The following is a 25,882-nucleotide window of genomic DNA, read 5'->3' on the forward strand; positions in this document are numbered from 1 at the left end:
GACAAGGTGATGCGGGTCACGGAGATGGCGATATTTGAGACCACAACAATCACATCAGTATCACCAGAAACATCCGCTTAATGTTCGGCGTGGCTCGCACTGTTTGCCAACGAACAGGTATCTAATGACTTCATGAGAGTGCTGCGGTAACGTAGAGCTACGGGTACAGCTATCAAGACGTCGCAGGAGTGATCACCGTGTACAACATTCCGCTCAGTCGGTCGCGGATGGGTCGAATCGCCTGGTCATGGTTCCGCCACCCCGTGAAGAGCCGTGAATTTCCGGCCAAGAACGAACGCCTGGTGACACCCGACGAGCTACTTCGCTTCGGAGTCTAGGCCCTCCGCTAGCCAGTGTGCCGCCGGTTGTGGCGGCGTGCCGCCCGCATTTGCTTCGTTCAATCTGTCAGTGTCTGACCAGTTATAACGAGTGTTGTCGGCGTTGCCCGGCGGAAATGCCCGCAAAACCAACGGCGCCCGGCGCGCTGATCGCGCAGCCGGACGCCGTGGTGGTGCAGTGGTGCGTCAAACCGTGAGTTGACCCGAATCCCGGATCGCCTCGGCGAGCGGTTCGAGCACTGCGCTGTCCAGTGGTGGCGGCAGGTAGACGATTGCCAGGTCCAGTCCCTCGGCGCCGAGTGCGGCGGCCTCGTCGACCACCTTGGCGTAGTCGTGGTCTTCGCCCAACCGGATGTGGGCCGACAGCGTGATCTCTTTCGGATCGCGACCGAGATCCGCGCAGTGGGCGGCCAGCACGTCACGCTTGCGCGCGAACTCCTCCGGCGGACCGCCGACGAAGTTCCAGTGGTCGGCGTACTTCGCGGTGATCCGCAATGTGCGCTTTTCGCCGCTGCCACCGATACAGAACGGAGGGTGCGGCTGCTGCGGACCCTTCGGCTCGTTGCGGGCATCTTTGAGCTGGTAGTAGGAGCCGTCGAAAGTCGTCGTCTCCTGAGTGAGCAGGCCCTTGAGCACCTCGCAGGCTTCTTCGAACCGGTCGAAGCGCTCCTTGATGCTGCCCAGTTCGATGCCGTACGCGCCGGACTCCTCTTCGTTCCAGCCCGCGCCGATGCCGAGCTCGAGACGACCGTTGGAAATGATGTCGAGCGCGGCGGCCATATTGGCCAGCACCGCGGGGTGGCGGTAGTGGATGCCGGTCACGAGCACGCCGACCCGCAACCGTTCGGTCGCCTGCGCCAGCGCCGTCAGCGTCGTCCAGCCCTCAAGGCACGGGCCGGCGGAATCGGAGAAGATCGGATAGAAGTGATCGAAGGTCCAGCCGGACTCGTAGACGTCGATCGCATCGGCCGCACGCCAGACGGTGAGCATGTCGGCCCAGGTTGTGTTCTGGGGGGAAGTTTTGAAGGCGAATCGCACGCCCATGCCAACTTTGGCTCCGCGCAGATTCATTCCCCCGGAAACCTGTGAATTGATTGCGCATCTGGCCGCGAAGTCGACGGCGCGCTGGGTAGTGTCTCGGGTGCGTTAAATGCGCCAAACCAACGGGAGTGAAACCATGAGCGAGTATGCAGTCACCAACCCGGCGACCGCCGAGGTCGTCGCCACCTATCCGACTGCAACCCAAGCCGAGATCGAAGCCGCGATCGACGCGGCTGCCAAGACCGCCCGCACCTGGTCGCGGACCAGCACGGTAGCCGAGCGGGCAGCTCTTCTCGCGAAGGTCGCCAAGCTGCACGAGGAACGTCGCGAACAGCTGGCGACGGTCATCAACCGTGAGATGGGCAAGCCCATGGATCAGTCCTTGGGTGAGGTCGATTTCTGCGCCGCGATCTACCAGTACTACGCCGACAACGCCGAGAAGTTCCTCGCTGACGAGGAGATCACGCTGCTCGACGGCGAAGGCAGCGCTGTGGTCAAGCGCGGGCCCGTCGGTGTGCTGCTCGGCATCATGCCGTGGAACTACCCGTACTACCAGGTGGCCCGGTTCGCGGGCCCGAACCTGGTGGTAGGCAACACCATTCTGCTCAAGCATGCCCCGCAGTGCCCCGAGTCGGCCGAACTGCTGCAGCTGATCTTCCTGGAGGCCGGCTTCCCGCAGGGCGCCTACATCGACATCCGGGCCACCAACGAGCAGGTCGCCGAGATCATCGCCGACCCGCGGGTGGCAGCGGTGTCGCTGACCGGCTCCGAGCGGGCCGGTGCTGCGGTCGCCGAGATCGCCGGGCGTCACCTGAAGAAGTGCGTCCTTGAGCTCGGTGGCTCCGATCCGTTCGTGGTCCTGTCGACCGACGATCTCGACGCGACGGTCGAAGCTGCCGTGGCAGGCCGGATGGAGAACACCGGACAGGCCTGTAACGCGGCCAAGCGGTTCATCGTCGCCGAGGACATCTACGACGACTTCCTCACGAAGTTCACCGAGAAGATCCTCGCCGCTGCCGACGGTGTCGCTCCGCTCTCCTCGCTGCGCGCGGCAGAGACGTTGGAGCAGCAGGTGCAAACCGCGGTCGCCGGCGGCGCGAAGTTGACGTCGGCAGGCGAGCGCAACGGCGCGTTCTTCCCGCCCGGTGTGCTCACCGGGGTCACCGAGGAGAACCCGATCTACGGTCAGGAACTGTTCGGCCCGGTGGCTGTCGTGTACAAGGTCGGCTCGGAGGACGAAGCGGTGGCCGTCGCCAACGACACCCCGTTCGGCCTGGGCTCCTACGTCTTCACCACCGATGCGGAGCAGGCCAAGCGCGTCGCCGATCGGATCGATGCAGGCATGGTGTTCGTCAACGCCGTCGGCGCCGAAGGTGTCGAGCTGCCGTTCGGCGGGATCAAGCGGTCCGGTTACGGCCGCGAACTCGGCAAGTACGGCATCGACGAGTTCGTCAACAAGAAGCTGATCCGTACCGTCTGACGAACGGATCCGCCTGCGGGAACTACTCAGTGCGGGCGATGGGCGACATGCGTGCGCGCATGGTCGATCGCGTCGTCCAGCGAATCGAGCAAGTGGTTCTCGTGTCGGAGCGACTCGAACACGCCGACGTTGGTGAGCAACTCGGCGTGTTCGGGCCGCACTCCCTTGATGATCACCGTGACGCCGCGGGCTTCCAGTTCGGAGGCGATCTCCGCGAGCGTGTGCGCACCCGTGGCGTCGAGCATGCCCAGTTGCGACATCCGGATGATGACGACGGATGTGTGCGGGTGTTCGCCGTCGACGATCGCCTGCGAAATGCGCTCGGCCGCACCGAAGAACATCGCTCCGTCGAGGCGCAGCAGCGCGATCTCGTCATCGCCGGGCAGGGCGGGCCCCGGCAGCTCTTCGCGAACCACGCTGCTGCGCCGCGCGATTGACCGCAACGCGAAGAACGCCGCCACCACGATCCCGATCTCGACGGCCTCGATCAGATCGAAACACACCGTCACGACGGCCGTCAGCACGAAGGTCAGGGCGTCGGATCGGGTGGAGCGCAGGATTTTTCGAACCGTGGCAGCCGAGATCATCCGGAACGATGTCACCATCAGCACCCCGGCCAAGGCGGCGAGCGGAATGGTCGACACCGGCCCGGTCGCGAGATAGACCACGCCGAGCAGCACCAGCGAGTGCACGATCGCCGCGACCCGAGTCCTGGCGCCGGAGCGCACGTTGACCGCCGTACGGGCGATCGCGCCCGTCGCGGGCATCCCGCCGAACACGCCGGAGGCCACCGACGCCAGCCCCTGGCCCACCAGCTCCCGGTCGGGGTCGTACGGCCCGGTCGGCGACATGGTCGCCGCGACCCGAGCCGAGAGCAGTGATTCGATGGCCGCCAGCGCGGCAATGGCCAGCGCGGCACCGAGCAGCGTGCGCATCGCCCCAAGGTCGGCGTGGGGCAGCATCGGGGCGGGCAGATGGGACGGCAGCTCGCCGATCGCCGCGACCGGGATGTGCAGCACGCCCACCAGCACCGTGGCGACGATCACCGCGGTCAGCGATTCGGGGATGGCGCGGTGCAACCGGGGGAGCGTGACCATCAGGAACGCTACGACGGCGACCACACCAAGGGTTCTCGCCGCTGCCGCCCAGTCGGCATGGACCACCACTGTGATCGCGGCGGGCAGCGTGCGCTCACCGGCAGGAGGATGTTGCGCGAATGCCGCAGGGACCTGTTGCAGAAAGATGATCGTGGCGATGCCGAGGGTGAATCCCTCGATCACCGGCCAGGGGATGAAGGTCACGGCGCGGCCCAGTCCGGTGATGCCGGCTGCCAGCACCAACAGCCCCGCCACCATCGTGACCAAGGCGATGCTGCCGAGTCCGTGTTGAGCGACGATCGGCGCGAGGACCACCGCCATCGCTCCCGTCGGCCCTGAGACCTGCACGTGCGAGCCGCCGAACACGGCCGCGACCAGTCCCGCGACCACCGCCGTGATCAGCCCGGCCGCCGCGCCGACACCGGAGCTGATCCCGAACGCCAACGCCAGCGGCAGGGCGACGACACCGACCGTCACGCCGGCGAGGATGTCGCGACGCCACGAGCGCGGCAGCTCGGCGTAGTCGTCGCGGTGGGGCAGCAGCCGGCTGAAGCGAGGAGGCACGATACGACCTGGTGACTTGATGGATTGAAGAAAATCGCAATTGAGAATAGTCGGATGCCCCGACACGGTGCAAACGGGCACACTGGTGCCCATGGATCCGGTGACCGCACTACGCCAGATCGCGTACTACAAAGACCGGGCCCGGGAAGACCCGCGCCGGGTGATGGCCTACCGCAAGGCGGCCGACGTCGTCGAGGGGCTGAGCGACGAGCAGCGGCAACGCCTCGGCGCGGCCAACAGCTGGCAGTCGCTGCCGGGCGTCGGCCCGAAGACCGCGACCGTGATCGCCCAGGCGTGGGCCGGCCGCGAGCCCGAGGTGCTGGTCGAATTGCGTTCGACGGCAGCCGATCTCGGCGGCGGCGATATTCGTGCCGCCCTGCGCGGCGACCTGCACGTGCACTCCAACTGGTCGGACGGCTCCGCGCCCATCGAGGAGATGATGCTGGCCGCAAAGGAATTGGGCCACGAATACTGTGCGCTGACCGATCACTCACCGCGGCTGAAGGTCGCCAACGGTCTGTCGCCCGAGCGCCTGCGAAAACAGCTCGACGTGATCGACGAGCTCCGCGACACCGTCGCACCCATGCGGATCCTCACCGGCATCGAGGTCGACATCCTCGAAGACGGTTCGCTGGACCAGGAACCCGAGCTGCTGGAGCGGCTCGACGTGGTGGTGGCCAGCGTGCACTCCAAGCTTGCGATGGATGCCGCGGCGATGACCCGCCGGATGCTCAAGGCCGTATCGAATCCGCACACCGACGTGCTCGGACACTGCACCGGGCGCTTGGTCACCGGTGGCCGCGGTACCAGACCGGAGTCGAAGTTCGACGCCGAGAAAGTGTTCACCGCGTGCCGCGACCACGGCACGGCTGTCGAGATCAACTCCCGGCCCGAGCGCCGCGACCCGCCGACCCGGCTGCTCAAGCAAGCGCTGGAGATCGGTTGCCTGTTCAGCATCGACACCGATTCGCACGCCCCCGGCCAGCTCGAGTTCCTCGGCTACGGCGCCCAGCGGGCCCTGGACGCCGAGGTCCCGGTGGAGCGCATCGTCAACACCTGGCCCGCCGATGACCTGTTGGAATGGACCTCAGGACGCTGAGCTGAACGGATTGTGTTCGGCGAGCAGCTTTTCCAGCCGCGCTTCGTCGAGCCGCACCCGGATGGTCGCGGCCTCCTGTTGGTCGCGCACCACCTTTGCCAGCGTGAAGGCGCTCGTCACGAGAAAGAGCACCGACATCGCCAGGAACAGCCGCTGCCAGGTATCCAATGGCAGGAAATAGATTCCGCCGAGCACGCCGAGGAAACTGATGCCGAAGGCAATCGCGGCCTGGATGAAGAAGGCGGCCGTGATCTTCGACAAGTCGTTGATTGCGTTCATGATTCGCAGCCTGCCGCAGCATGCGCGGTGCGCGGATCCGTGAGACTACTCAGGTTTCGTACACTCACCGCGTGGAGCTGGGTATCGACACCGTCATCACCCTGTTGGCAGCCGGTCTGATCTTCCTGCTGGCGCTCATTCTCGGGGTGTGGAAGTACCAGCAGATGGCCACGAGTGAAAACCATCTCGCCCATCCCTACGTCGACATCGCCCACCGCGCGGCACTGTTGTACTCGTTCGCGACACTGCTGGTGGCGGTGTTCGTCGAACTCAGCGCCTGGCCGACGTGGCTGAACCTGACCGCCGCGATGGTGCTGGTGTTCTTCTTCGTCGTCGCCATCGGCAGCTACATCGGCCACGGTGCGCGACGCGACACCACCAACCAGTTCGAGCGGTCCACCACCGGGTTGCACGCGGGCATGGTGGCGCTGATCGTCGGCGAGATCGGCGGGTTTGCGGTGCTGCTGTCGGGTTTCGTTGCCGCGCAGCTCTTTTAATCGGGCAGCATAGGCATCTCCCACCCGGGATCGCGCCCGACCAGCACGCCGCGGGTCAGCAGTGCGGTACCGAAACGTTCCCGTATCTGGTCGACGGCCGAATCGACAGCACTCAGATCCGGCGCGCTGTCGAACGGCAGCTCCAACTGCTGGCTGCCGTCGCGGTCGATGTTGGACACCGCGAACCCGATCAGCGTCAGGCCCCGCTGTGCGATCAGCGGCGCTGCGCCGTCGACCAATGCGCGTGCCGCACAGAGGACTTCCTCGGTGGACGCGGTCGCCCGCGGCAAGGTGTGCGACCGGGTGGCGCGACCGAAGTCGTCGAACCGCAACCGCAATACCACCGTGCGGCCCGTGCGTCCGGACGCGCGCATCCGCCGGGTGATGCGGTCGACGAGGTTGATCACCACGGCGTCGATCTCGGCTGCCGACATGGTGTTGCCGCGGCGACCCAGCGCGCGCTGGGCCCCGACTGAATGCCGGTGCACCCCGGTGGTGACGCGGCGCCGATCGATGTTGCGGGACAACGCGAACAGTTGCCGACCCATGGCCCCGCCCACCATCGCCGAGAGCGCGGACTCGGGCAGCTCGGCGACGTCGGCCACCGTCTCGATGCCGTGCGCGCGCAGCTTCTCGGCGGTTTTGGCTCCGACCCCCCACAGCCGCCGTACGGGGAGCGGGTGCAGGAACGCCAGTTCGCGGTCAGGCGGGACCAGCAGCAGCCCGTCGGGCTTGCCTTCCTGGCTGGCCACCTTGGCCAGAAACTTGGTGCGGGCGATGCCGACGGTGATCGGCAGGCCGACCCGGTCGCGCACCTGTTCGCGCAGCCGCCCGGCGATCTGCACCGGCGTGCCCGACACTCGGCCCAGGCCGGACACATCGAGAAATGCCTCGTCCACGGACAGCGGCTCGACGATGGGCGTGGTGTCCCGGAAGACCTCGAAGACATCTCTGCTGGCCTGCGTGTACGCCGCCATCCGCGGTGGCACGACGATGGCCCGCGGGCACAGCGCACGGGCTTGATGACCACCCATCGCCGTCCGCACGCCGAAGGCCTTGGCCTCATAGCTGGCCGCCAACACGACCCCTCCGCCGACGATCACGGGCTTGCCGCGCAGCGCGGGGTCGTCACGTTGCTCCACCGACGCGTAGAACGAGTCGAGGTCGGCGTGCAGAATGGCCGCCTGCGGAGCAGGCGATACAGCAGCAGCGTGGCCATCGGACACGAACATATGTTCGCATGCGAGGGTGACAAGCTCTAGGCAGCGGTCCCGTAGATGCTGGTCAGCCAGATGTGGGCCAACGTGTCGACCACGCGGTCGTCGGCGATGCCCGGCGTTTCACCGGCCAGTGCCGCCATCATGGTGCGCTCGTTCATCAGGTTCAGCGACGTGGCGAGGTCCATCGCCGGAATGGTGTCCGGGGCGGCGCCACGCTGGCGTTCGGCGCCGATCAGCGCGGCGGTCAGGTTGATCCACTTCTGCATCAACCCTGCCCAGAACTCGCGGAACTCGGGGATGGTGCCGACCGCCTCGACCCCGGCCTTCGCGGTGGCGGAGTGGGACCCGAACGAACTGAAGAAGATCTCGATGCCGCGGCGGATGGCCCGCTTCGGATCGGTGGGCATGTCTTCCAACGCGCCGTCGAAACCGGTGTCGGCGCGCTTGATCAGCGGATCGAGCAGCGACAGCAGGACGGCTTCCTTGGACGAGAAATAGAAGTAGAAGGTGGGCCGCGAGATGCCTGCGCCTTTGGCGAGATCGTCGACCGAGACGTCGGCGAACTTCTTGGTCTCCAGCAGTCGCGACGCCGTCGCCAGGATCGCCGCTTCACGGTCGTCACCCGACGGTCTCGTCGCGCGGCGGCCCCGTGGTGTGCGGGTCTGGGCAGTGGTCACGATCGGAAGTTTAACAGTGCGTCGAATTTTTCGACAGACCGTTGACTGACTCAACACCCTGTTGATACCGTCGGTCCCATGAACGAACACTTCGACGTCGTGATCGTCGGTGCCGGAATCTCCGGCATCAGCACGGCCTGGCACCTGCAGGACCGTTGCCCAGGTAAGAGCTACGTGATCCTGGAACGCCGCGAGAACATCGGCGGCACCTGGGACCTGTTCAAGTACCCCGGCATCCGCTCCGACTCCGACATGTTCACCCTCGGCTTCCGGTTCAAGCCGTGGGAGTCGGCGAAGTCGATCGCCGACGGCCAGTCGATCTGGAACTACATCAACGAGGCCGCCGTCGAGAACGGCATCGACAAGCACATCCGCACCGGCCATCGCGTGCTCTCGGTGGACTGGTCGGACGCCGAGAACCGCTGGACGGTCACCGTCGAGACCGGCGGCGAGACCAAAGAGATCACCGCATCCTTCCTGTCGGTGTGCAGCGGCTACTACAACTACGACGAGGGTTACTCGCCCGAGTTCCCCGGTGCCGCCGACTTCAAGGGCCAGATCATCCACCCGCAGCACTGGCCGGAGAACCTCGACTACGCCGGCAAGAACGTGGTCGTGATCGGTTCGGGCGCTACGGCTGTCACGCTGATCCCGTCGTTGGTCGACGGCGGTGTCGGCCACGTCACCATGCTGCAGCGCTCACCCACCTACATCGGCGCGCTGCCGCTGGTCGATCCCGTGGCCGAGAAGACCAACAAGTACCTGCCGAAGCACCTGGCTCACTTCGTCAACCGCTGGAAGCAGATCGGTTACAGCACCGGGCAGTACCAGCTCGCCCGCAAATTCCCGGCCGTGTTCAAGAAGGCACTGCGCCAGATGGCCGAGCGCCGGCTGCCCGAGGGCTTCGACTACGACAAGCACTTCAGCCCGCGCTACAACCCGTGGGACGAGCGAGTCTGCTTGGCGCCCAACGGCGATCTGTTCAAGGCCATCCGCTCGGGCAAGGCGGGCGTCGTCACCGACACCATCGAGACCTTCACCGAGAACGGCATCAAGCTCACCTCCGGTGAGGAGCTGCAGGCCGACATCATCGTCACCGCAACGGGTTTGAACATGCAGCTGTTCGGCGGCGCGGTGGCCCACCGAAACGGCGAGCCGATCGACCTGCCCAAGTGCATGACCTACAAGGGCCTGATGCTCTCCGGCGTCCCGAACATGGCGATCACGTTCGGCTACACCAACGCGTCCTGGACCCTCAAGGCCGACCTGGTGTCCGAATTCATCTGCCGCCTGCTGAACTACATGGACGCCAACGGCTTTGACCGCGTCGAGGCGCAGCACCCCGGCGACAGCATCGACGAACTGCCGTTCATGGACTTCACCCCCGGGTACTTCCGGCGGGCCATGGACAGCCTGCCCAAGTCGGGATCGCAGGCGCCGTGGAAGCTCAAGCAGAACTACTTCTTCGACATGCGGACCATCCGGTACGGCAAGGTCGACGAGCAGTCGCTGCACTTCACCAAGCACCGCGTGGCAGTGCCAGCCTAGTTTTTCCCGCCGAGCAGTCGCCAAGGTCCCCCGACACCGGCGTGTCGGGGGACCTTGGCGTCTGCTCGCGCTAGGAGGCGACGACCACGATGCCGTCGTCGTCGGCGTAGGCGATCTCGCCCGGCACGAACGTCACACCGCCGAAGCTCACCTCGATGTCCCGTTCGCCCTCACCGGTCTTGGTGCCCTTGCGGGGGTTGGTGCCCAGCGCCTTGATCCCGACGTCGATGGTGCGCAGCGTCGCCGCGTCACGCACCGCGCCGTGCACGATCACCCCGGACCAGCCGTTGTCGTGGGCCAGCCCGGCGATGATGTCGCCGACGAGCGCGGTGTGCAGGGATCCCGCGCCGTCGACCACCAGCACCCCGCCCTCGCCGGGCGTGGACAGGATCGACTTGAGCAGAGCGTTGTCCTGAAAACAGCGCACCGTGGTGATCCGGCCTGCGAACATCGTTCTGGCCCCGTAGTTCTGCAACTGCAGATCGCAGCTGCGGACGTCGGGGTAGATCTCGTCGACCAGATCGGCGGTGGCGCGGGGTTCGATACTCACTCCGCGATTATTTCAGGACCGCCCCGGCTCACACTTGCCACGATGATGTCGTGCACGAACTGGGCCAGACCAGGCTCGGCATCGTCGTAGTACCGGGTGAAACGGTCATCGGCCAGGTACATCTCGGCCAGACACACGTGCATCTCGTCCCCCACGTCGTAGAACCGCGCGATCGACGCCCGGTGCCGCGCCGCCAGAGCATTGGCCTGCGCAGAGCCGGGAACGACGCAGGCGCGCTTGCCCGCGGCCAGGTCGGCCAGCAGCGCGTCGCCCTCGGCCTTGATGTCGATCCAGTCCTGCTTGCTCAGCTCGGCGGTGCGTCGCTGCGACTGCTTCCACGCATCGGTGTCGCCCCAGCGTTCCTCGGCCTCGACGGCGTACTCGTCACCGAACTTGGTGGTGCCGAAGATCTCCACCTGCTCTTCGGCGGTCAACTGGATCCCGCTGCGATGCGCGCTCATGAGTTCCTCCACTGCTTTGATCGTCTGCTCCAACTGTTCGGCCTGCTCGCACAGCAACGCGTGTTGGCGTCGCAGGTGCGCGAGCACATCGGCCTCGGCGTCGTCGAGCAGCACCCGGATGTCGTCGAGGGCCAAACCGGCCGCGCGGTACACCAGCACCATGTGCAGCCGCTCGATGTCGGCATCGAGATAACCGCGGTAACCGGCCGCGGTCCGCACGCTCGGCACCACCAGACCGATGTGGTCGTAGTGGTGCAGCGTCCGTACGGAAACCCCGGTGAGGGCGGCTACGGCGCCGACAGTCCTGGCGTCGGTGTTGGCGTCCACGAACCCAACTATCGACCCTGACGTCGGGGGAGGGTCAAGGCAGAAAGCTCACTCTGAGCCGCAGCGGCGCCTGGTGAGGAACACCAGCAGTACCGCCAGCACACCGACCGCCACGGCGGCCACGTATGGCATCCGCGAGGTGGGGGGCGTGACGGGCAGGGTCGGGTTGGCCGCCGCTGCTACCGTCGACTTCGCCTGTGCTGCAGTCTCTTTGGCTGCCGACGCGAGATCGGCGGACGGCGCCGGTGGCGGTGGCGGCGGAGCGGCCTTCTTGACGGGCGCTTTCTTCGCAGGGGCTTTCTTGGCAGGCGCTTTTTTGGCCGGAGCCTTCGCAGCAGGAGCCTTGGCCGGTGCCTTTTTGGCAGGCGCTTTTTTGGCGGGAGCCTTCTTCGCAGGCGGAGTCACAGCACCAGGATCGGCAGCCGCATCCGATGGGCCTGCCGCGGGAGATCCGGAACCAGCGTCCGGCTTGTCCTCGGACGGATCCTGCTGCTCTGCCATCGGGCTGCTCCTTTGCGGTGTCTGGTGCTCCGCGCCGACGCGGGGGCGGGGTGGCCGGCAGTCGTCCCCATCATGCCAGGCGGCCGAGCGGTCACCCCGCGACGGCCAAGGCCGCGGCAAAGGTGATGGTGACGGTCATGACGGCCAGTTCGATCAGCGAGCGGGAGCGAGACAGCGTCGCGCTGGTCCGATGTGAGCGTGCCGCGGGCAGCCAACCGGTCCGGTTTCGCCAGGCCAGGGCCAGCAGACCCGCGGTCAGCACGACCTTGGCCGAGAGCAGCCTGCCGTAACCGGTCGCCCACAGCTGCGAGAGGGTGTCCAGCCGGATGACAGCGCCGAGCACGCCGAAGATCAACAGCGCCGCGACGCAGATCACTGAGAGCTGGGAGAACCGCGGCAGCACCCGGGCCCACTGTCCCCGGTGCGTCACCGTGAGCACCAGGGCGGCCAGCGCGCCGCACCACAGCGCGGCGGCCAGCGCGTGCACGGCCACCGCGAGCCCACCGACGGGGCTCTCGGCGAGATGGCCGGACAGGGTGCGCGCCACCAGCCCTGCTGCGGCGATCCCGGTTGTCGCGGCCACCGCCGCCGCGGTCCGCGGCACAGCGAGCGTGACGATGCCGAGGGCCAGGGCTGCGACGACCCCGGCGAGGCTGGACCGGCCTGCCGTCGTCGACAACGCGAATTCGGCGCTGGTCTGCACGCCGAGGTGCAGCACGCTCACGTCGGCGGCGCGCGCGGTTTCGACGATCAGCCGCACCAACTCAGCCAGCAGCCACCCGGCGCTGCTCCACACCAACGGTCCGGTCGCAGACCCCATCAGTTCGGCACGGTAGCGCGCCACGTCGAGCATCGGCACCACGGCCAATCCGACCGCGACCACGGCGGTACCGTCGGCCGCGGCGCGTGCCAACGCGCCGCCCAGCGGGCTCTGCGGATACCCCAGCGCCCAGGCGGTGGCCGCCGACGCCGCGACGATGAGCGCGCCGCCGGCCACCACCCTGCGCGTCACGCCCGCCGGCGCAGCACCCACCAAGCTCCGCCACCCACGATGACTGCGGCCGCCACCACGAACGGCCACACCGGCAGGCTGCCGTCGGAGCCGCTCGCCGAGCCGACCGGCGGTCCCGGGGTACCCGAGCCCGCGACGGTCAGATCGAACGACCACGATCCGGACACCACGTGCCCGTCGGCGGACGTGACCCGGTAGTTCACCGTGTAGGTGCCGGCCGGGCCGAGCGGCCGCACATCGATGCCGATGACCGCGCCCTGCACCTGGGCGTCGCCGGTCGACCACAGGTTGCCGTCGGGCCCGACGACGGTCATGTCGGCGAATGTCCGTTGCAGGGCCTCGTTGAACGTGGCGCTGACCCGCTGCGGTGACGCGGTGAGCGCGGCGTGATCGGCCGGGTCGGTGGCGATCCTGGTCGCATGCGCCGACGCGGTACCCGCGGCAGCCAATGACAATGCCGCCAACGCGAATCCGGCTATGACGGCCGCGAGCACCCGCCTCATGAGCGGCGCCGCGCCGCCAGCGCTGCCACCACCGCGACGGCCGCGACCGTCAGTGCTCCGCCGGCCAGCCAGCGCGCCGTGTTGTCGGCGGTGGCCGCCGCGGGTGCCGCCGGCTGCTGCGCTGAGGCCGTCGCGCTCGGGGTGGCCCCATGGTCGTCGTCGTGGTCGTCGCCGGCAGGTGTGCCGGACAGCTTCAGTTCCGGTGCCGGGTATTCGGGCTCCCCGCCGCCGGGCAGCGGAGCCTGATCCCAATGCACCACCTTGCCGTCCGAATACGTCTGGGTGGCAGGGAAACTCACCGTCGGGGTGGTGGGCAGCTTCACCGAGACCCGGAACAGCGCGAACTGATCGGGCGAGATGCCGACGCCTGGCGCCGCGGTCCACGTGACCGAACGGACCGTGCCTGCCGCGGTGTCCCGGTCGAGCCGGGACGTCCAGCCCGGCATCACCTCGGCACGCGCCGAGGCGACGTTGGGCAGCGCGACACTCAATTGTGTTGTGAGAGCGCCGGTATCGGATTCCCCGGGAACCTGGAAGGTCACCAGCGACGTGCTGCCAGGGGTGGGGTTGTCGGCATCGGCATGCACATGGGCAGATGCCGGAGCTGCGGTGAGCAGCCCGGTCGCAAGGGTTGCCGCAGCGGCGGCGGGCAGGGCGCGCCAACGCGCCCCGTGAGGGGTTTTCATTGTGAACCAGTGTCTTTCGTGGATGTCGGGATGGGCGGATCAGCGAAGAACGCTGACCGGTGGACCCCGATGGGACACCGATGTGGCCAGCAGCCGTGCCGATTGCAACGGCTGATCGGCACTGCGGGCGACGACGTGTGTTGTCGCAGCCGGGATCGGAGGCACGCGACGCGCTACGGCCCGCAAAACCCGCGACAGTGCGGAGGACAACCGGGTTCCGCCGGCGATGAGGATTGCTCCCACCGTGACGGCCACGAGGTGCGCCGCGAGCATCAGGGCCCCGGGCTGCAGCGGGTGCGACCCATGGGTGTGACCGTCGATCGCCAGCAGGGCGTGCCCGAGCACCTGGCCGGTGCCGAGCAGACCGACGAGCACCCCGGTCCGGTTCGCGGCGCGCATGGTCGAGGCGACCGCGCCGAGCGTGACGGCCAGTAGGGCCAGTTGCGCGATCACGGCGCCTGCGGGCCAACCGCCGCCCGCAGCTCCGTGCGCCGCCACCGCCAACGCGGCGGTGAGGACCCCGACGGACGTACCGCGCAGCCAGGCCGCGGGATCGGTACGGGCGTCGGTCATCGCACGGGTCAGACCAGACCGAGCCGCGCCAGCAGGTCGGCGTCGATGCCGTCGAGCTGCGCGGCGATGGCCGCGTGGGCGCCCCGGCGGCGCGCGGTCGGCATGTGCTCGGCAGCGGCCACCGCGGCACTCAGATCGCTGAGCCGATCGGTGATGGCCGCGACGAACTGTTTGGTCTCGGCGTCCTTCGGAGCCTTGTCGGCGACCTGCCGCAGCGACTGTTCAGCGCCGGCGATACGGGCCGACAGCTGGGCGCCGTGACCGGAGAACTGGCCGAGCTGGCTCAGCGGCACACCGAGCTGATCGGCCCGGCGCTCGTCGATGGCGCCGCGGGCGGCCATCGCGCCGCGGTACACCAGAGGCACCAGAACCGGTGCCAGCAAACGCGTGACCGTCAGCAGCCGACGAATTCGAGTGGGTGAGAGAAGCTTGCCCTCGCGGGCCGCCTGCAGCTGGGTCTCGGCCACCTTGAGTGCATTGCGGTCACTGTCGCGCTGAGCTTTGAGCTGGGCTTTGAGTGCCTTGCGCTCGGCCTTGCGGTCCCCTTTGATGCGCCGGGCCTCGTTCTTTGCGGTGAGCCGAGCTTCCAGCTTGGCCTTCGCCTTGATCGCGCGGGCTTCGGCGCGGCGGGTTGCTCTGCTTTTGCGTGGCGTGAACAGGCCCATTCCGGCTGCCTCCGGGTCATCTCGTCGAGTATTAGCGGTCACCGCTGCACTGCTGCTGCCCAACAGTATCGTCCAGCGGATTTGCTCTGCCGTCACGCCCCGGAAACCGGTGGGGGAATCGTCACAGCTAGCAAACCGGCTAGGCCAGCTGTGCGACAATTATCACTGCTTCATAAACTCGTCGGGCGATGCGCGAAAGGGTGGTGACACAGTGCGTTCGCGGGTGCGCGTCGCCGCCTCGACCGTCATGGTGACTTCCGGCCTGTTCATCGCCGGTCTCGGCGGAGCACTGGCATTTGCCGATCCCAACCACAGCGGGAGCGATTCCGGTGGCGGATCGGGCAATTCCGGCGCCTCAGGTGGCGGCCAGAACCAGGGCGGCAACGCGCAGGGAAACGACAACGGTGGCAAGCCGCGCGGGCCCAGCGGCGGGTCCAACGGTGGAGGCGACAGCCAGGGCGGACAGGACTCGGGCGGTGGCACGAAGCCCCCGACCGGTGCCACCAACACCGACAAGCCCACCAAGACCGGTAGCCCGACCAAGACCGCCGGGCCCTCCGGAACGGGCAAGCCCTCCGACACTGGCAAACCTTCCGGCACGAGCGATCCGACTGGTTCGGGCACGCGCACCCCGTCCTCCGGCGACGATTCGCCGACGAAGTCGGCACCGCCGACAGATACGAAGACTCAGACCGAGACGGTAACCGAGACCGAATCTTCGGCGGTGACGACGGGATCCTCGGTGACAACGGAATCCTCGTCGTCCACGACTCAGTCGACGACCGCGACGACGAGTCCCACGACCACGACGCAGACGACGACCACCACTCGGACCACGACCGCAACGACGACGACCGCGACCACGACGTCCCAGACCACCACGACGAAGAGCACCTCGTCGACATCGGAGACCACCACCACGTCCAGCTCGGTCGGCGGCAGTATCCCGTCGATCGGTATCGGCAGCGGCGGTGGCGGCGGCAGCGGTGGCCTGCCGCAGGCGTTCAGCCGTCCCGTGCCACCGCAGATGCAGCTGCCGCCACAAGAGTTGTCCGCCGCAGCTGTCGCGGAACCCGTCGTGGCGGCGCCGCCCGGCCTGGCGGCCGCTGCCGCAGTGCCGGTCCTGATCCCGATCGTGGTGCCGCCGCTCGTCGTACCGCCCGTCGTCGCGCCGCTCGGCGCTCCGGGCGGTGGGGACGGGTCTGGCGCGCCGTCGGATCGGCACCCGTCGGCGCAGCCCACCCTCAAGCAGGTGCAACCATCGGTACGGACGCCCCCGCCCGCGGGCCACGACCATGCGGTGGTCCCCGCGACCTACCGCGTGGGCTACGCCGACTATCTGCGGACAGCCGGAACGACGGAGTTGGCTGCGCTCGCTGTGCCGGGCACGGTCGGGATCATGGCGCTGACGGGGGCAGGGGGCATTGTGGGCTATCGGCAGGCCAGAGCCGGGCACACGGTGCGGACCAACGTCGCACGGTTCGTCGACTGACGAGGCGAACGGTCGAAAGGGGGAGGTATGTCAGCCAGTCGCACCGTCACGCGCGCTGTCAACGCGGTGCTCGATCTCGCGCCGCGGCGTGGTGAAGTGACATTGACCCGCCTGGTCGCGGCGGTCAGCGAGGATCGGGGCAGACCGATCGAGTTGACGATGGAAGAGCTTCCGCCCGGGGTGTGCGGTCAATGGCGGCAGTACAGCGACCGGGACGTGTTCCTGATCCAGCAGGGACTGCCGACGTGGGACCGAACTCTGGCCCATGAGCTGGGCCACCTGGTGCTCGGGCACGAGGGCATATCGATCGTCGAAGCCGCCGAGGAATCAGTCGAGCTGGCCAGCTCCGATCTCATCGCCTACATGCTCAACCAGCGGACCGGATGCATGGGCCCCAACGGTGAGGACATCGAGCAGGAGGCCGAGGACTTCGCGGCGCTGTTGCTCTACCGGCTGGGTCGGCTGCCGTCCGACCGTTCGTCGATCGTGCAGGTTCGCCTCGGAGAGGCGTTTGGTTGATCATCTGGGTGATCGCCGGACTGCTCGGCATGGCTACTGGGCTGCGCATCGGGTGGGCCCTGGTCAACAAGCAATCACTGGTGAGCGCGGCGATGATCGTCGCGCTCGGCAGCCTCGGCCTGGTCGCGGCGCTTAACTGGCAGCCGCTGGCACTGCTCATCGACACCCTCGTGCGGCTACCCAACATCGCCGTAGCGCTCAGTCAGGTCGCGCTGATCGCCTGCGCCGCAGGCAGTTGCGTCATGATCACCACCGCCGCCTCAGACCACTCCCCGGCAATCACCCGCCGCCTTGCCATGGCGCAATACAGTGTGGCCACCGTCGTCGCAGTGGTCAGCCTGGTGCTGTTCTTCCGGTCGCCCCGGCAACCTGAGATGGCGCCGGAGGAATACCTCAAACGGGACCTCGTCAGCAGCGCAACCACCTGGCTGCTGCCGTTGCTGTATGTACTGCTGGCGCTCACGCTTGTGGTCTGGGCGGGCCTGCGGTACTCGAACCGAAGCCGGCGCGGCCGGGCCCTCTTCGTGTTCAGCCTCGGCATCGCACTGATCGTCGCAGCCAGCGCGTTCTTCCTGCTGCGGGCGGTCGGGCACACACAACTGGTCGGCGTCGGGTCGGCCGCCACCCTGCTGGGCTGCGCCATGGTCGTCGTTGCTGCCGGCTCGCTGCTGCCGAGCGTCGAAGACTGGTTCGGCGCCCGGCAGGAGCTGCGTACCATCGGTCCGCTGCTCACCGAACTCGGTCGCAGGCATCCCGACGTCGGTATCGGCGTGCGGCCGCGCGGCCCGCTGGTGTTCCGGGTGGCCGAGCGCATGTCGCTGATATCGGACTCGCTGTACCTGGAGGCGACTGCCGCAGCACACCAGCGCGAGGCCGTCGGTCCGCAGGGCAAGGCAGGCGGTGCTGACCGCGTATCCGACCCGGGTGCGGTGACGCCCGACGAACAGGCGCGCGCGGTGGCGCAGTGGATCTACGAGACCCGCGACACCGCTGCTGCGTCGGCCTTTCCCGGGCTCACGTGGCTGCGCCAGCCGGAGTCATACTCCGACCGCGAGTGGATTCTGGCGATCGCGCGCGAATACCGGGACCTGGAGCGGTCCGGTCGCTGAACGCGATCAGACAGGCCCTCAACCAAAAAACCCAGACAAGCGCCGGCAGCGCCGGGGCTTGTCTGGGTGCTGTCTGTAGATGATCGGCCGGAGGCCGCCCGATCAGTCGTCGAGGCGCTCGAGGCGGCGCAGCTCGTCGGCCTTCTGGACGAGGTCCTGCTGAGCCTCCGCCGAGAGACCGACGGTACGGGCGGCGATACGGCGAACCCCTTCATCACGCATGCTCGCGAGCCAGGTCAGTTCTTTGTCGAGCTTCTCGTAGTACTCGTCGTCGGTGAAGTACGCCGGCTTGATGCGGAAGAAGTTGGCAAGGGCGGCCATGGTGGCCACTGACGGGTTGGTGCGGTTGCCCGACCGGAGCTGCGAGAGGTACGGAGCCGACATGGTGACGCCTTCGGACTTCAGCGCAGCAATCACCTCGGCCGATGTGTGGGGTCCGCGCCCAGGGGGATAAACCGTGTCGAACAGCCGGTTGAGACGGGCGGCGAACGTCTTGCTCATCGAATTGACCTCCACATGCAGCTTGAGCGGTAACGAATAGGCGGCGTATTTGCTGACCATCGTAGCGAGATCTGTGTCAACTACCAAGTGCAAACCGCGTAAAAGTTAACCCAGCTTACCGTTTTTACCGCCTTGACCGCGCAAACCGGGGCCTTCGCCACAGGTGAACGGCGGGATTGCACCGCGTGACAAGGCAAATAGTGACGCTTGCGTTGTATTGCGCGGGGTGAGCTGCTGGCACGGCTCCGTACAGGAGCCTCCCAGTTTCCTGTGGGCAACTAGGGGCTCCGTGTAAACCACGAAAACACGCATTTGCTGGAATGTGGGCACCAACCACTGTAGGGCCGCGTGGCGGTGCTGGCGGGCAGCACGTGATGCGCGCGGCCGGCGGCGCTGTCGAGAGCCTCTCGGCGAGGCGTCGTTCGATAGCCAGGAGAAGCTCAGGTGGATTCCGGCGACGAAACGGGTGGCGCTGGCATCCGCTCGAAGCGCTGGGCGACCCGCGTTGCTGAACCGGACGACGGGGGGCTGTCATCGCGGTCGGTCGGCGGGCGACCCGGCGATTGAGGGCTACTCTCTTCGCTGACGTCAATACCCTAGCGTTGCATTGCGTGGTTCGCTAGACCTGCTATCGATATTGGGCCCGCCGGATTCTGTCCAAGCGAGAACCACCCTTCCGATTACTGGGACGGGTGTCCCGATCACGCAGCGAGCAGCATCGCCAAGATCGCGGTGTCCGGATGGCTGATCGGGTCGACGCCGACGCGGCTCACCATCGACGTGACTGTGCCGTCGGCCTCGGCCTCGACCCATGCGGCGCGGTGATCGAGGCCCAGATACGGCAGCCCGGGCAGCAGCACGCAGCCGGAGGCGGCGCCCGTGCACTCGGGCAGCGAAGGCGTGGTCTCGGAAGGCGGATGCAGCATCAGCAGGGCGGGCGGTTGATGGTCGGCGAAATAGCCTGGCGGCAGCGCAGACTCGCCGACCACGGGGCCCTCGGCGATCACCAGCCCGACCGTGCCGGGCTGAGGTTGGTCGGGAAGTTCCTCGCGAACCCCGAAAATCGTTGTGGTGGAGAGTAATCCGGGCAGCGATGCGACCCGGACAGTGACGATGAGCAGCTGTGCCCACTCCTTGGTGGTGTCAGGCCACCGGCCGGACACCACGAATCCCTTGAGGGACCCACCGGAATGAAACGGAGCGATCTCGATCGCCCGAGAAGATCCCGAATCCATTTCGCCTCCAGGACATAGGAGTTGGGTGCCGGCACCTTTCTGTTCGCTACACGGTCATTTCAGCATGCGACAGGTACGTGGGTCGTGCAAGCGGAAACGGAGCACGCCAGGTCTCAATACGAGAACGGGGCGTCGCGCAAACTGCGCGACGCCCCGTTCTGGAGAAGATCGAATCGACCCTCGGATCGGATGCGACCGGATCAGCCGAAGATCAGACCGTTCGCCTTCGACGTCGCGGCGGCGTACCGGTTCTGGACGTCCTCCCAGTTGACGACGTTCCAGAAGGCCTTCACGTAGTCGGCCTTGACGTTCTTGTACTGCAGGTAGAAGGCGTGCTCCCACATGTCCACCTGGAGCAGCGGGATGATGCCGAGCGGCACGTTGGCCTGCTGGTCGTAGAGCTGGAAGGTCAGCAGCCGGTCGCCGAGGCTGTCGTAACCCAGCACCGCCCAGCCCGAGCCCTGCAGGCCGTTGGCGGCTGCGGTGAACTGAGCCTGGAACTTGTCGAACGACCCGAACTGGTCGTCGATGGCCGCGGCCAGATCACCGGTCGGCTTGTCGCCACCGTTCGGCGACAGGTTCTTCCACCAGATCGAGTGGTTGACATGGCCGCCGAGGTGGAAAGCCAGGTTCTTCTCGTTGAGGAAGATGGCGGCGTGATCGCCGTTGGCGCGGGCTTCCTCAAGCTTGGCGACTGCGTCGTTGACACCCTTGACGTAGGCCGCGTGGTGTTTGCTGTGGTGCAGCTCGTTGATCTGTCCGGAGATATGCGGCTCGAGCGCGCCGTAGTCGTAATCCAGGTCGGGCAGAGTGTATTCAGCCACGTGATTCCTTCCTCAGTTGATCGATCAAGTAAGGCGTCCACAAGATCGCCGTCCACCTTGCTTCATCACAAGGTGCATCGCAACGACGTGTGGTGCCCCCCACACCTATACCTGATGGCTGAGAAGGTCAGATCCAGACGATCAGCGCCAGGATGCCGAGCAGGATCAGCGCGATAGCGCCCGCCCGGACGAACGACACCAGCTGATTGCGCGTATGCAGATAGCCGGATGTATGCCACTCGGAATGCGGTACGGCCCCCCCGGGCCCCATCGGATGTGACGCCATCAGACGCTCCTGACCTGCACGATCAATGTTTGCCCCCAGTGAGTTCTGTCACAACAGCTGGTGTGACGCCGATCATAGACCCTGGAGCTGCCAGGCAAAAATCGACCAAGGCCGACGGCAAACCCGGGTCACCGCCCGGTTCGGCAGGTATGCCAGGTCAACCCGACTATCGGACGGGTCGCAGCCGTGCGGCCGGGAGGGCCGGCGGTGTGGCTGCCGCGACGGCACGTCAACGAGAAATCAGTTTGATTCAAACCCGCCGCGGGAACCCCGTGAGGGCACCCGCGCGTGCGCCACTTCGTGACGCCCGGTCGGCCGAACAATTCATTCGCTCGAACCCTGGGCGGCTGTTGATTGACTGCCACACGAACACAGGGTTATCCACATTGTTGATCAGCATGTGCACAGCTAAACCATGTTGTTCGGGTCCGCCAGGGGCGTCGGCCTGTGGATAGACCTGTGGAAACTGTGGATAGTTTCGAATTGCTAAACCCGCGGTCCACCCGGGTGCCGGGTGCACCGTGCCAATCCGCGTGCAAGCATGGACGGCATGGACGACGTTGAGGTCGGGCAGGCCGATATCGCCGCTGTTCCGACGGTTTTCGGCGACACGGTGGTGCTGCTCGATGTGCGCGAGGACGACGAGTGGCAGCGTGGCCACGCAGCGGGAGCCCAGCACATCCCCATGGGCGATGTGCCGGCGCGGATGGCCGAGATCGATCCTGATGCCGAGCTTTTCGTGGTGTGCCACGCCGGTGGACGGTCGCTGCGCGTCGCCAACTATCTCGCGCGCAACGGATACACCCCGACCAACGTGGACGGCGGAATGCTGGCCTGGGTGGGGGCGGGTCGGCCCGTCATCACCGACGACGGCAGCCCCGGCAGCGTGTGAGCGACCGCTCCGCAACCGTCGCTAGGCTGGTCCGATGATCCAGGTGTGTTCGCAGTGCGGAACGCGCTGGAACGTGCGTGACCGGCAACGGTCGTGGTGCCCGCGGTGTGGTGGCACGCTGCTCGCGCCGTCCGCGCCGCAGTGGTCGCCCCAGCAGGGCGGCGCCCCGCTGCCGCCGCCCCCGTCCGCACCTGCGCCGCAAGCGCCTCCGCGGCCGTCGCAGCAGCCCGCACGGCCGCCCACCGGACGTCCGCCGCAGGCGGGGACGCCGCGGTTGGCGCCCGGCTACCGCTGGGTCGCGCTGCGGCCGGGCGCCCCGCCCCGCCGCCGGATCCGGCGCGGCCCACTGGGGCCGACCCCGCGCTATCCCGTCATCCCGCGCTGGGGACTGCAACAGCAGTTCGACGTCGCCGCCGAGGAAGATGGCCGCGAACGTGAAGCACCCGCGCCGGCAACGGTGCGCACCATGCTCGTCGTCACCATGGTGGCGCTCGGTGTCGCGGCGTTCGCCCATGTGCTGCGTTACGGGCTCATGCTGATCAACCGCAGCGTGCTGCTGCATCCGCTCATCGCCGATGCGGCCGTCGCGTTCGGCGTGGTGGCGAGCCTGGTGGCGCTCGTGATCCTCGTCATCACCGCGGTGATCCTCATCAAGTGGCTCATCGCCCGGCGGGCCGAGGCGTACGCCGAACGCGGGCAGCCCGACCCGCGCTCCGCCGCGGAGATGTGGCTGATGTCGCTGATACCCGGGGTCAATGTGCTGTTCACGCCGGTGTACGTGCTCGAGCTGGCGACCCTGGAGGCACGCCTGTCCCGGCTCAGGCGTCCCGTCGTGGTGTGGTGGATCATCTGGGCGCTCAGCGCGATCGTCGCGGTGTGGTCGGTGGTCAGCACCGTCGTCGTCACGTTCTTCGCCAACACCACGCAGCACCTCGCCGACAACAACGTGACGGTCGCCATCGGGTATCTCCTGGCCCTGGCCACGGTGTTGCTGGTCTCGCGGGTGTACCTCGGCTTCGAGGGCACGCCTGCCGAACGGCACAGCCACCGCTGGGTCGTGGTCGAGGCGGAATCGGGCCGTCCGGCGCAACCCGCCGACTCGGAGGATGAGCCCGATTCGGCGGTTCCGGTTGAGAGCCAAGGGCAGAACCCGGCAGCATTAGCGGTATGAACGCGGGCGAAGCCGCTGCCGACGAGTCAGCGACACCGGGTCCATCTCATCCGTTCGTGGTGGCGCATCGCGGGGCATCCGCGGACCGGCCCGAACACACCATTGCCGCCTACGATCTGGCGTTGCGCGAGGGAGCCGACGGCGTCGAGTGCGATGTCCGCCTCACCCGCGACGGGCATCTGGTGTGTGTGCACGACCGGCGGGTAGACCGCACGTCGACGGGTACCGGGCTGGTCAGCGAGATGACGCTCGCGGAGCTGCGTGACCTCGACTACGGGTCGTGGCATGCAAGCAAGGACGCCGAGGGCGGTCAGGGCGACACCGGGCTGCTGACCCTGGATGCGCTGGTCTCGATGGTGCTGGACTGGAACCGGCCGGTGAAGCTGTTCATCGAGACCAAGCACCCGGTGCGCTACGGAGCGTTGGTCGAGAACAAGGTGCTGGCTCTCTTGCACCGCTACGGCATCGCTTCACCCGCGTCGGCGGATCTGTCCCGGGCGGTGGTGATGTCGTTCTCCGCGGCCGCGGTGTGGCGGATCCGGCGCGCGGCGCCGATGCTGCCGACTGTGTTGCTGGGGGAGACGTCGCGCTACCTGGGCGGAAGTGCGGCGACGACGGTCGGCGCCACGGCCGTCGGGCCGTCCATCACGACGCTGCGGGAGCATCCCGAACTGGTCGACCGGGCAGCGGCGCAGGGGCGCGCGCTGTACTGCTGGACCGTCGACCACTACGAGGACGTGAACTTCTGCCGGGACATCGGGGTGGCCTGGGTGGCCACCAACCATCCCGGCCGCACCAAGGACTGGCTGCAGAACGGCCTGACCGGTGCGGGCGGGACTGGCGGGGCGTCGAGCTCTTAGATGTTGCCGCCGGCGGCCTTCGGCGCGGACGGGTCCGCGCCTGCCGCGGCAGCGAGCTCGCGGGCGACGAAGTCCTCCAGGTGGAACAGGTTGTCACCGGCGCGCTCGGCGATGCGGACCAGCGTCGACATCGAGGCCACCTCTTCCACCTGCTCCTTGAGGAACCATTGCATGAACTGCTCGCCGAGGTAGTCACCCTCTTCGCGGGCCACGCTGGCAAGTCGGCTGATCTGCTCGGTGACCGTGCGCTCCTGCTTGAGTGAGAGCATCAGCGCGTCGCGGGGCTCGTCGAACTGGTTGCACACCGCGTCGATGCCGGGGATCTCGACCTCGATGTCCCGGTCGAGCAGGTACTGCACCAGCATCATCGCGTGGTTGCGCTCTTCGAGCGACTGGTTGTAGAAGTGCTTGGCGAGCTGCGGGAGATCGGCGCCGTCGAAATACACGGCGATCGCGATGTATTGCTGCGAAGCCGTGAATTCGTTTCGAATTTGATCCTGCACAAGGGCGTGGAATTTCGTGTCGATTGCGCCGGTAACCGTCATGGCAGCGAGGATATAGCAGGTCAGAAGGCATTGTCAGCGAAGGCCAGCCTCATTGAGGTCAGCATTGCCTAACCCGTGTGACGACGCTTACATGTGGCGGTTCGAATTTGCTGTGCGTCGAGTTTAGCTTTGGCTAACCTTTTGGTTCGTTGACGTTGAGGGTGTCGGCGGGCGGCGGCGAATCGGATGCCAAAGCGTCGAACAAACGGCTCGCGGCGTCGTGATCCCACACCACTACCGAACCGGCGTCGCCTGCGCTGAAATCGCCGATGGGCACCGTGGTGGTCACCGGGTCACCGTGTAATGCCCAGCCCAGCCGCGCCAGATCCCACACGTGCGCGTCCTGGTCGACAGTGACCGTGTTGGCGGCCGCATGTGCCATCGGTGCCCAGCGCAGAGGATTGAGCAGCACACCCGGGCTACTCGCGCGATGCAGTAGCGCTGACATGAACTGTCGCTGATGGACCATGCGGTCGAGGTCCGCGCGGGGCGTGGCGCGGGACCGGACGAAGCCCAGCGCGTTGCGGCCGTCGAGCTGCTGGCAGCCCGCGGGCAGATCGATGCCGGCCAGCGGGTCGCTGATCGGCTCGGCGGGACAGACGGTGACGCCACCGACGGCGTCGACCAGATCCGCGAACCCGCCGAAGCCGATCTCGGCATAGTGATCCAGATGCAGCCCGGTCGCCGACTCCACGGTCTGTGCCAGCAGCGGCGCGCCACCCAGCGAGAACGCGGCGTTGATCTTGTCCTTGCCGTTGTCGGGTATCGGGACGTACGAGTCGCGGGGAATGCTGACCATGGTCGGCGGCGTGCTCGAGCCCAGTGCCGGGATGTGCACCAGCAGGATGGTGTCGGTGCGGCCGTTGCCGATGTCGCCGCCGGTGGCGAGGGCGGCCTGCTGTTCGGGCGTGAGGTCCTGGCGGCTGTCGGAGCCCACCAAAAGCCAGTTGGTGCCGCGGCCCGGCGCCGGACGGTCGGTGTAGGCCGTGAACGCCGGGATGCGGTGCAGTGACGTGTCGATCCACACGCCGCAGCCGACCACGGCCAGGACGCCGACCAGCAGCAGCGCCAGCAGGATCTTGCCCCAGTGCCGTTTGCGGCGGCGCTTGGGCGCGGCGGGCGGCGGCGGTGCCGCCCCAGGTAGGCGAGGCGGCGGTGCCGCCCCGGATGGGCGAGGCGGCGGTGCCGCCCCGGTGGGTGGCTGTCTCTTATACACATCTCCGAGCCCACGAGACTACGCTGCATCGGGGTTGGCGGGGTGGGGGTGGAAAAAAAAAGGGGGGGGGGGGCGGGGGGGGGGGGGGGGGGGGGGGGGGGGGGGGGGGGGGGG

29 protein-coding genes are annotated in these 25,882 nt (G+C 67.3%); 10 read left to right on the plus strand and 19 right to left on the minus strand.

The window, feature by feature from the left end:
• Positions 1 to 524: 524 nt before the first annotated feature.
• On the minus strand, positions 525 to 1,376 hold the full coding sequence (locus A5784_RS06315) for an LLM class F420-dependent oxidoreductase (protein WP_064943453.1): 852 nt from the start codon (positions 1,374 to 1,376) through the stop codon (positions 525 to 527).
• Between the two features lie 139 nt (positions 1,377 to 1,515).
• Here A5784_RS06315 and A5784_RS06320 point away from each other — a divergent pair, with 139 nt between their 5' ends.
• Complete coding sequence (locus A5784_RS06320) at positions 1,516 to 2,859, plus strand: NAD-dependent succinate-semialdehyde dehydrogenase (protein ID WP_064943455.1); 1,344 nt, start codon at positions 1,516 to 1,518, stop codon at positions 2,857 to 2,859.
• Between the two features lie 26 nt (positions 2,860 to 2,885).
• Here A5784_RS06320 and A5784_RS06325 read toward each other — a convergent pair whose 3' ends face one another.
• A complete protein-coding gene (locus A5784_RS06325) occupies positions 2,886 to 4,520 on the minus strand; it encodes a SulP family inorganic anion transporter (protein ID WP_064943413.1) in 1,635 nt (544 codons plus the stop codon).
• Positions 4,521 to 4,611: 91 nt separating this feature from the next.
• Between A5784_RS06325 and A5784_RS06330 the strand changes: the two genes are divergently transcribed.
• Entirely contained in the window at positions 4,612 to 5,619 is a 1,008-nt protein-coding gene (locus tag A5784_RS06330) for a PHP domain-containing protein (protein ID WP_064943415.1), read from the plus strand.
• Here the strand turns inward: A5784_RS06330 and A5784_RS06335 are convergent.
• Entirely contained in the window at positions 5,608 to 5,898 is a 291-nt protein-coding gene (locus A5784_RS06335; protein WP_064943417.1) for a YiaA/YiaB family inner membrane protein, read from the minus strand. The two genes, A5784_RS06330 and A5784_RS06335, sit on opposite strands and share 12 nt — an antisense overlap.
• Before the next feature lie 20 nt (positions 5,899 to 5,918).
• Here A5784_RS06335 and A5784_RS06340 point away from each other — a divergent pair, with 20 nt between their 5' ends.
• Positions 5,919 to 6,395 carry a hypothetical protein gene (locus A5784_RS06340; RefSeq protein WP_082944692.1) on the plus strand — a complete coding sequence of 159 codons (477 nt, stop codon included), beginning with the start codon at positions 5,919 to 5,921 and terminating at the stop codon, positions 6,393 to 6,395.
• Here A5784_RS06340 and dinB read toward each other — a convergent pair.
• Both dinB and A5784_RS06350 read right to left on the minus strand, forming a co-directional pair.
• On the minus strand, positions 6,392 to 7,627 hold the full coding sequence (gene dinB / locus A5784_RS06345; protein ID WP_064943421.1) for a DNA polymerase IV: 1,236 nt from the start codon (positions 7,625 to 7,627) through the stop codon (positions 6,392 to 6,394). The genes A5784_RS06340 and dinB overlap by 4 nt on opposite strands.
• Before the next feature lie 26 nt (positions 7,628 to 7,653).
• Complete coding sequence (locus tag A5784_RS06350) at positions 7,654 to 8,295, minus strand: TetR/AcrR family transcriptional regulator (RefSeq protein ID WP_064943457.1); 642 nt, start codon at positions 8,293 to 8,295, stop codon at positions 7,654 to 7,656.
• Between the two features lie 75 nt (positions 8,296 to 8,370).
• Here A5784_RS06350 and A5784_RS06355 point away from each other — a divergent pair, with 75 nt between their 5' ends.
• Positions 8,371 to 9,840: a flavin-containing monooxygenase gene (locus A5784_RS06355; RefSeq protein ID WP_064943423.1), complete on the plus strand. Its 1,470-nt coding sequence runs from the start codon at positions 8,371 to 8,373 to the stop codon at positions 9,838 to 9,840.
• 70 nt (positions 9,841 to 9,910) lie between these two features.
• Here the strand turns inward: A5784_RS06355 and rraA are convergent, their stop codons facing one another.
• The 8 genes from rraA to A5784_RS06395 form a co-directional block, all read right to left on the minus strand.
• Positions 9,911 to 10,390 carry a ribonuclease E activity regulator RraA gene (rraA, locus tag A5784_RS06360; protein WP_064943425.1) on the minus strand — a complete coding sequence of 160 codons (480 nt, stop codon included), beginning with the start codon at positions 10,388 to 10,390 and terminating at the stop codon, positions 9,911 to 9,913.
• The gene (locus A5784_RS06365) at positions 10,387 to 11,178 is read right to left on the minus strand and encodes a MerR family transcriptional regulator (RefSeq protein WP_064943427.1); all 792 of its coding nucleotides are present in this window, start codon (positions 11,176 to 11,178) and stop codon (positions 10,387 to 10,389) included. The genes rraA and A5784_RS06365 overlap by 4 nt, the downstream gene beginning before the upstream one ends.
• A gap of 48 nt (positions 11,179 to 11,226) precedes the next feature.
• On the minus strand, positions 11,227 to 11,679 hold the full coding sequence (locus tag A5784_RS39595) for a hypothetical protein (protein ID WP_156750413.1): 453 nt from the start codon (positions 11,677 to 11,679) through the stop codon (positions 11,227 to 11,229).
• A 91-nt stretch (positions 11,680 to 11,770) separates the two neighbouring features.
• Complete coding sequence (locus A5784_RS06375; RefSeq protein WP_064943429.1) at positions 11,771 to 12,712, minus strand: CopD family protein; 942 nt, start codon at positions 12,710 to 12,712, stop codon at positions 11,771 to 11,773.
• Positions 12,688 to 13,194, minus strand: coding sequence for a copper resistance CopC family protein (locus tag A5784_RS06380; RefSeq protein ID WP_064943431.1), 507 nt, complete (start codon positions 13,192 to 13,194; stop codon positions 12,688 to 12,690). The genes A5784_RS06375 and A5784_RS06380 overlap by 25 nt, the downstream gene beginning before the upstream one ends.
• Complete coding sequence (locus tag A5784_RS06385) at positions 13,191 to 13,880, minus strand: YcnI family protein (RefSeq protein WP_064943433.1); 690 nt, start codon at positions 13,878 to 13,880, stop codon at positions 13,191 to 13,193. Before A5784_RS06385 ends, A5784_RS06380 begins: the two co-directional genes overlap by 4 nt.
• A gap of 39 nt (positions 13,881 to 13,919) precedes the next feature.
• Positions 13,920 to 14,453, minus strand: coding sequence for a hypothetical protein (locus A5784_RS06390; RefSeq protein WP_064943435.1), 534 nt, complete (start codon positions 14,451 to 14,453; stop codon positions 13,920 to 13,922).
• Positions 14,454 to 14,461: 8 nt separating this feature from the next.
• Positions 14,462 to 15,118: a DUF6474 family protein gene (locus A5784_RS06395; RefSeq protein ID WP_064943437.1), complete on the minus strand. Its 657-nt coding sequence runs from the start codon at positions 15,116 to 15,118 to the stop codon at positions 14,462 to 14,464.
• A gap of 211 nt (positions 15,119 to 15,329) precedes the next feature.
• Between A5784_RS06395 and A5784_RS39035 the strand changes: the two genes are divergently transcribed.
• The 3 genes from A5784_RS39035 to A5784_RS06410 are packed head-to-tail and all read left to right on the plus strand — an operon-like array spanning position 15,330 to position 18,238.
• Positions 15,330 to 16,610: a hypothetical protein gene (locus A5784_RS39035; RefSeq protein ID WP_232005962.1), complete on the plus strand. Its 1,281-nt coding sequence runs from the start codon at positions 15,330 to 15,332 to the stop codon at positions 16,608 to 16,610.
• A gap of 27 nt (positions 16,611 to 16,637) precedes the next feature.
• Positions 16,638 to 17,129 (plus strand): ImmA/IrrE family metallo-endopeptidase, encoded by a 492-nt coding sequence (locus A5784_RS06405; protein WP_029371863.1) that lies wholly within the window; start codon positions 16,638 to 16,640, stop codon positions 17,127 to 17,129.
• Positions 17,126 to 18,238: a hypothetical protein gene (locus A5784_RS06410; RefSeq protein ID WP_064943439.1), complete on the plus strand. Its 1,113-nt coding sequence runs from the start codon at positions 17,126 to 17,128 to the stop codon at positions 18,236 to 18,238. Before A5784_RS06405 ends, A5784_RS06410 begins: the two co-directional genes overlap by 4 nt.
• Before the next feature lie 102 nt (positions 18,239 to 18,340).
• On the opposite strand, the gene A5784_RS06415 is transcribed toward A5784_RS06410, so the two are convergent.
• The 4 genes from A5784_RS06415 to A5784_RS38730 form a co-directional block, all read right to left on the minus strand.
• Positions 18,341 to 18,739: a helix-turn-helix transcriptional regulator gene (locus A5784_RS06415; protein WP_064943462.1), complete on the minus strand. Its 399-nt coding sequence runs from the start codon at positions 18,737 to 18,739 to the stop codon at positions 18,341 to 18,343.
• 701 nt (positions 18,740 to 19,440) lie between these two features.
• The gene (locus A5784_RS06420) at positions 19,441 to 19,974 is read right to left on the minus strand and encodes a hypothetical protein (protein ID WP_064943441.1); all 534 of its coding nucleotides are present in this window, start codon (positions 19,972 to 19,974) and stop codon (positions 19,441 to 19,443) included.
• Positions 19,975 to 20,174: 200 nt separating this feature from the next.
• Entirely contained in the window at positions 20,175 to 20,798 is a 624-nt protein-coding gene (locus A5784_RS06425; protein WP_019972634.1) for a superoxide dismutase, read from the minus strand.
• Positions 20,799 to 20,925: 127 nt separating this feature from the next.
• Entirely contained in the window at positions 20,926 to 21,084 is a 159-nt protein-coding gene (locus A5784_RS38730) for a hypothetical protein (RefSeq protein WP_165606321.1), read from the minus strand.
• A 550-nt stretch (positions 21,085 to 21,634) separates the two neighbouring features.
• On the opposite strand from A5784_RS38730, the gene A5784_RS06430 reads away from it, so the two are divergent.
• The 3 genes from A5784_RS06430 to A5784_RS06440 are packed head-to-tail and all read left to right on the plus strand — an operon-like array spanning position 21,635 to position 24,007.
• Positions 21,635 to 21,976 (plus strand): rhodanese-like domain-containing protein, encoded by a 342-nt coding sequence (locus A5784_RS06430; protein WP_064943464.1) that lies wholly within the window; start codon positions 21,635 to 21,637, stop codon positions 21,974 to 21,976.
• Positions 21,977 to 22,010: 34 nt separating this feature from the next.
• Positions 22,011 to 23,147: a DUF4328 domain-containing protein gene (locus A5784_RS06435; RefSeq protein ID WP_064943443.1), complete on the plus strand. Its 1,137-nt coding sequence runs from the start codon at positions 22,011 to 22,013 to the stop codon at positions 23,145 to 23,147.
• Positions 23,144 to 24,007 carry a glycerophosphodiester phosphodiesterase gene (locus A5784_RS06440; RefSeq protein WP_064943445.1) on the plus strand — a complete coding sequence of 288 codons (864 nt, stop codon included), beginning with the start codon at positions 23,144 to 23,146 and terminating at the stop codon, positions 24,005 to 24,007. The genes A5784_RS06435 and A5784_RS06440 overlap by 4 nt, the downstream gene beginning before the upstream one ends.
• On the opposite strand, the gene A5784_RS06445 is transcribed toward A5784_RS06440, so the two are convergent.
• Positions 24,004 to 24,552 carry a ferritin gene (locus tag A5784_RS06445; RefSeq protein ID WP_064943447.1) on the minus strand — a complete coding sequence of 183 codons (549 nt, stop codon included), beginning with the start codon at positions 24,550 to 24,552 and terminating at the stop codon, positions 24,004 to 24,006. The two genes, A5784_RS06440 and A5784_RS06445, sit on opposite strands and share 4 nt — an antisense overlap.
• A gap of 133 nt (positions 24,553 to 24,685) precedes the next feature.
• Positions 24,686 to 25,768, minus strand: a complete 1,083-nt coding sequence (locus A5784_RS06450) for an LCP family protein (protein ID WP_232005963.1) — start codon at positions 25,766 to 25,768, stop codon at positions 24,686 to 24,688.
• Positions 25,769 to 25,882: the final 114 nt, after the last annotated feature.

The organism is Mycobacterium sp. 852013-50091_SCH5140682, from assembly GCF_001665685.1.
GTDB lineage: Bacteria > Actinomycetota > Actinomycetes > Mycobacteriales > Mycobacteriaceae > Mycobacterium.

Excerpts from the sequence above, each read along its gene's own strand:
- A5784_RS06320 (WP_064943455.1), top strand. The coding sequence starts at position 1,516 with ATGAGCGAGTATGCAGTCACCAACCCGGCGACCGCCGAGGTCGTCGCC.
- A5784_RS06330 (WP_064943415.1), top strand. The coding sequence starts at position 4,612 with ATGGATCCGGTGACCGCACTACGCCAGATCGCGTACTACAAAGACCGG.
- A5784_RS06335 (WP_064943417.1), bottom strand. The coding sequence starts at position 5,898 with ATGAACGCAATCAACGACTTGTCGAAGATCACGGCCGCCTTCTTCATC.
- A5784_RS06340 (WP_082944692.1), top strand. The coding sequence starts at position 5,919 with ATGCGCGGTGCGCGGATCCGTGAGACTACTCAGGTTTCGTACACTCAC.
- dinB (WP_064943421.1), bottom strand. The coding sequence starts at position 7,627 with ATGTTCGTGTCCGATGGCCACGCTGCTGCTGTATCGCCTGCTCCGCAG.
- A5784_RS06355 (WP_064943423.1), top strand. The coding sequence starts at position 8,371 with ATGAACGAACACTTCGACGTCGTGATCGTCGGTGCCGGAATCTCCGGC.
- A5784_RS39595 (WP_156750413.1), bottom strand. The coding sequence starts at position 11,679 with ATGGCAGAGCAGCAGGATCCGTCCGAGGACAAGCCGGACGCTGGTTCC.
- A5784_RS06380 (WP_064943431.1), bottom strand. The coding sequence starts at position 13,194 with ATGAGGCGGGTGCTCGCGGCCGTCATAGCCGGATTCGCGTTGGCGGCA.
- A5784_RS06385 (WP_064943433.1), bottom strand. The coding sequence starts at position 13,880 with ATGAAAACCCCTCACGGGGCGCGTTGGCGCGCCCTGCCCGCCGCCGCT.
- A5784_RS06390 (WP_064943435.1), bottom strand. The coding sequence starts at position 14,453 with ATGACCGACGCCCGTACCGATCCCGCGGCCTGGCTGCGCGGTACGTCC.
- A5784_RS06395 (WP_064943437.1), bottom strand. The coding sequence starts at position 15,118 with ATGGGCCTGTTCACGCCACGCAAAAGCAGAGCAACCCGCCGCGCCGAA.
- A5784_RS06405 (WP_029371863.1), top strand. The coding sequence starts at position 16,638 with ATGTCAGCCAGTCGCACCGTCACGCGCGCTGTCAACGCGGTGCTCGAT.
- A5784_RS06415 (WP_064943462.1), bottom strand. The coding sequence starts at position 18,739 with ATGAGCAAGACGTTCGCCGCCCGTCTCAACCGGCTGTTCGACACGGTT.
- A5784_RS06420 (WP_064943441.1), bottom strand. The coding sequence starts at position 19,974 with ATGGATTCGGGATCTTCTCGGGCGATCGAGATCGCTCCGTTTCATTCC.
- A5784_RS38730 (WP_165606321.1), bottom strand. The coding sequence starts at position 21,084 with ATGGCGTCACATCCGATGGGGCCCGGGGGGGCCGTACCGCATTCCGAG.
- A5784_RS06430 (WP_064943464.1), top strand. The coding sequence starts at position 21,635 with ATGGACGACGTTGAGGTCGGGCAGGCCGATATCGCCGCTGTTCCGACG.
- A5784_RS06435 (WP_064943443.1), top strand. The coding sequence starts at position 22,011 with ATGATCCAGGTGTGTTCGCAGTGCGGAACGCGCTGGAACGTGCGTGAC.
- A5784_RS06440 (WP_064943445.1), top strand. The coding sequence starts at position 23,144 with ATGAACGCGGGCGAAGCCGCTGCCGACGAGTCAGCGACACCGGGTCCA.
- A5784_RS06445 (WP_064943447.1), bottom strand. The coding sequence starts at position 24,552 with ATGACGGTTACCGGCGCAATCGACACGAAATTCCACGCCCTTGTGCAG.